This window comes from Hyphomonas sp. UBA3601 (assembly GCF_002375605.1).
Taxonomy (GTDB): domain Bacteria; phylum Pseudomonadota; class Alphaproteobacteria; order Caulobacterales; family Hyphomonadaceae; genus Hyphomonas.
Window position 1 is genome coordinate 76,293 of record NZ_DFME01000112.1, and the last position, 3,929, is coordinate 80,221.

A 3,929-nucleotide genomic window follows, 5' to 3' on the forward strand; every position below is an offset into this window, starting at 1 on the left:
AGCCTGACATTGATGTATGACCGACCCGTTTCGGACACACTGGGTTTCAGAAGTGCGTTGAGCGGACGTTGGCAAAGCGAGTCTACCGCGGGTGATCCAGATGACCCTCAGTATGACATAGACTCCTACGGTGTGCTCAATGGCAGCGTCGGGATCTACTCACTTAACGACAATTGGGAAGTTTCCGTCTGGGGCAAGAACCTGACCGACGAGTACTACTGGCAGCAGATCGCATCCAACGCCAACGTTGTTCTCCGATTTGCCGGGCGTCCGCGCACGTATGGTGCATCGCTCAGCTATCGCTTCTGATTTCCTCTGAAAACTGGCTGCGCCTCCATATCTGTGGAGGCGCAGCCTTCCTTTTTTAAGTGAATTCAGGAGTGCCGCTGAGAGGTGCCCTGAGAAACCCTTGGGGTCGGGAAAACCAAATTAAACAATCGCGACTATCGGGAGAATTCAAATGAGTCACGAGGGCGCCCTTACGAGCGCGGATTTTGACCAGATGCCAACTCTGGGTGACATCGCGCGCTTCCATGCGCGTGAAAGGCCGGATGCCATTGCGCTGAGCTTTGAGGGGCGGGATACCACCTTTCGTGCTTTTGATCGTCTTACGAACAAAGTTGCAAATGCCTTGATAGCATCCGGCGTGAAGCGGGGTGAGCGCATTGCTTACATTGGCAAGAACAGCGACCACTATTTCGAACTTCTATTCGGGGCCGCCAAGATGGGCGGTGTGACGTTGCCGATTGGATGGCGGCTCGCGCCGACGGAGATGGCCTATATTATCGGAGACGGTGAGGGATCACTCGTTTTTGTTGGTCCTGAAGTTGCTGATCAGGCCAGAGAAGCGCTCGCCGAATTGAAGCATCCCCCAAAAATCATTTTCATGGAAAACGCCGGGCCCGAGGGCTTTGTCATTTGGAGGGATAGCGAAAGTGACACAGATCCAAGTGTCCCGATAGCATCGGACGACGTTGCACTCCAATTGTATACATCGGGGACCACAGGCAGGCCAAAGGGCGCCATGCTCAGCCATGACAATCTCCTCGGCGGTCGCCGGGAATCTGTGGAGGCACACCTGCCCTGGAATGAGTGGGGGCCAGACGATGTCAGCCTCGTAGCTATGCCCGTAGGCCATATTGGCGGAACCGGCTGGGGGATTGTGGGCTTGTTCAATGGAGCGAAGGGCATCATCGCCCGAGAGTTCGACCCGTTCCGTGTGCTCGATTATATTGAGCAGGACGGCATCTCAAAAATGTTCATGGTACCTGCCGCGTTGCAGATCGTTGTGAGGCAGCCAAATGCCAGGAGCGTGGACTACTCCCGCCTGAAATACATTTTGTATGGTGCCTCGCCGATCCCTCTCGACCTGCTGCGCGAGTGCATGGAAGTCTTCGGCTGCGGCTTTTGCCAGCAGTACGGCATGACAGAGACGTGCGGAACGATCATCTACTTGCCGCCTGAGGATCATGACCCGAACGGAAACCAGCGGATGCGGGCGGCCGGTATCCCGATGCCGGGGGTGGAAATCCGTATTGAAGACAATGAGGGGAATGTGCTTGCGCCTCATCAGGTAGGCGAGGTTGTGACTCGGTCGCGTGCCAATATGAAGGGCTACTGGAATCTGGATGAGGCGACGCAAAAAACGATCACATCGGACGGATGGCTTCATACAGGAGACGCAGGCTACCTTGATGAGGACGGCTATCTCTACATCCACGATCGCGTGAAGGACATGATCATTTCAGGCGGGGAGAATATCTATCCAGCTGAAGTCGAGAATGCTGTTTACGGCCATCCGGACGTTGCCGAAGTGGCAGTTATCGGCGTGCCAGATGAAAAATGGGGAGAGGCGGTGAAGGCGGTTGTGGCGCTGAAGCCCGGCGCGGCGTCAGATCCGGAATCAATCCTCGCATTCGCGCGTACGAGAATCGCGGCGTTCAAGGCTCCTAAAAGCGTTGACTTTGTCGAGGGTCTTCCCCGCAATGCGTCAGGGAAGATATTGAAACGGCAACTGCGCGAACCCTTTTGGGGCGGTAAAGACAGGGCCGTGAACTAAAAACACTTTGGGAGAAAACCATGGCCATTCAAACCCGCTTTACGAAAGAATTCGGCATCGAGCACCCTATCGTCCAAGGTGGCATGCAATGGGTCGGATACGCAGAAATGGTGGCACCCGTCGCAAATGCTGGAGGACTTGGGTTCCTGACGGCGCTGACCCAACCCACCCCGGAAGACCTTGCTAAAGAGATCGCGCGCACGAAGGAGATGACGGACAAGCCTTTCGGTGTGAACCTCACCATCCTGCCCGCAATCAAGCCACCCCCTATGCCGAATACAGGCAGGCGATCATCGAGGGAGGGATCAAGATCGTCGAGACAGCGGGCTACAAGCCGCAGGAACATATCGACCATTTCAAACAGCATGGCATCAAGGTGATCCACAAATGCACGGCCGTGCGTCATGCGCTGTCAGCCGAGCGGATGGGCGCCGATGCGATCTCGATTGATGGGTTTGAGTGTGCGGGTCATCCAGGGGAGGATGACATTCCCGGCTTGATCCTGATCCCGGCGGCGGCACGCAAGGTCAGTGTCCCAATGCTGGCGTCTGGTGGATTTGCAGATGGCGCGGGGCTCGTCGCAGCCTTGGCGCTCGGCGCCGATGGCGTCAATATGGGGACCCGGTTTTGTGTCACGCAGGAGGCTCCGATTGACGAGGCGTTCAAGCGACAAATGGTTGAGAATGATGAGCGCATGACCAATCTGATCTTCCGGACGCTACACAATACGGCCCGGGTCATGAAAAATGCCGTGAGCGATGAGGTCGTGGAAATCGAGCGCAAGGGCGGCACAAAGTTCGAAGACGTCCAGCACCTGGTTGCGGGAGTTCGCGGGCGAAAGGCCATGGCGGATGGAGACACGGATGGGGGAATCTGGTCGGCCGGCATGGTGCAGGGGCTGATCAACGATATTCCAACCGTGAAGGAACTTATCGACGGTATCGTTTCTGACGCAGAGTCGATCATTCATGGACGCCTGGACAGGATGACAGTCTGATTAGCACGACTGTGTGGGGCCCCTTGGGCTCTGAGGCTATATTGTTGGATCACGCTCGTCATAAGCGAGATGTGGAGCGAAAGATCCAGTTTACTCGTCACCGGTTGAAAGCCTCCCTGGTTTGATAGGGAGGTGGCTTATTGAATGTCTTCTCGACGCAATCGATAAAAAAGAGAAGCAAACGCAATGAGGCGAATACAAATGGACAGTCGGGGACTGGGTGCAACGCGGGCACATTCTCGCCTGTAAATTGGATCGGTGTGACTGATTGTTGTGCAAGCGAAGGGCGCCAAGCATTAGTTCTCTATTGTTTTGCACTATCCGCTTGTCTTCCATCTTTGTCTCTGATCGGTAATAGTCATGACGATGCCGTCATAGGTCATTTCGACGTCCGCCGATGGACTTTCGAGTGTAGAGCGACCGGCCAAGCTGCGCCGGTTCTGTTCCTCAAAGTTATCAAGCCCGAGCCGTTTGGGCTGGGCAAACCATCGCGGACCTTCATCATGATCTCATATTCAGACACTACTCTTTCCTCTCCCCAGCGCGGCGTATTCGCCGGATCCGCCGCGCTCCTTGCCTGTTTGCTCGCTGCCTGTGGTGGCCCGAGTACAGATGCTCCGTCAAGTTCCCCCAGTTCATCCGAGTCGACAGCCTTGGTTATCCCGATGGAAGGGCTTGAGAAAACCGAGCTTACCTTCGGCTTCATCAAGCTTACCGACATGGCCCCGTTGGCGATTGCCTATGAGAAGGGCTTTTTTGAAGATGAGGGGCTGTATGTAACACTTGAGCCGCAAGCAAACTGGAAGGTCCTGCTGGATAGGGTCATCGACGGCGAGTTGTCGGGCGCGCACATGCTGGCGGGCCAGCCACTGG

2 protein-coding genes and 2 pseudogenes are annotated in these 3,929 nt (G+C 55.8%); all 4 read left to right on the plus strand.

Annotation, left to right across the window (positions count from 1 at the left end; genetic code table 11):
- A pseudogene (locus B4F73_RS11885) lies at positions 1–309 on the plus strand (TonB-dependent receptor); the annotation flags it as partial.
- Positions 310–460: 151 nt separating this feature from the next.
- Positions 461–2,059, plus strand: a complete 1,599-nt coding sequence (locus B4F73_RS11890; RefSeq protein ID WP_290483358.1) for a fatty acid--CoA ligase — start codon at positions 461–463, stop codon at positions 2,057–2,059.
- A 20-nt stretch (positions 2,060–2,079) separates the two neighbouring features.
- Positions 2,080–3,056: pseudogene (locus B4F73_RS11900) on the plus strand (NAD(P)H-dependent flavin oxidoreductase).
- A gap of 140 nt (positions 3,057–3,196) precedes the next feature.
- Positions 3,197–3,929, plus strand: a 733-nt coding sequence (locus B4F73_RS11905; protein ID WP_290483360.1) for an ABC transporter substrate-binding protein, incomplete at its 3' end; no start/stop codon positions are given.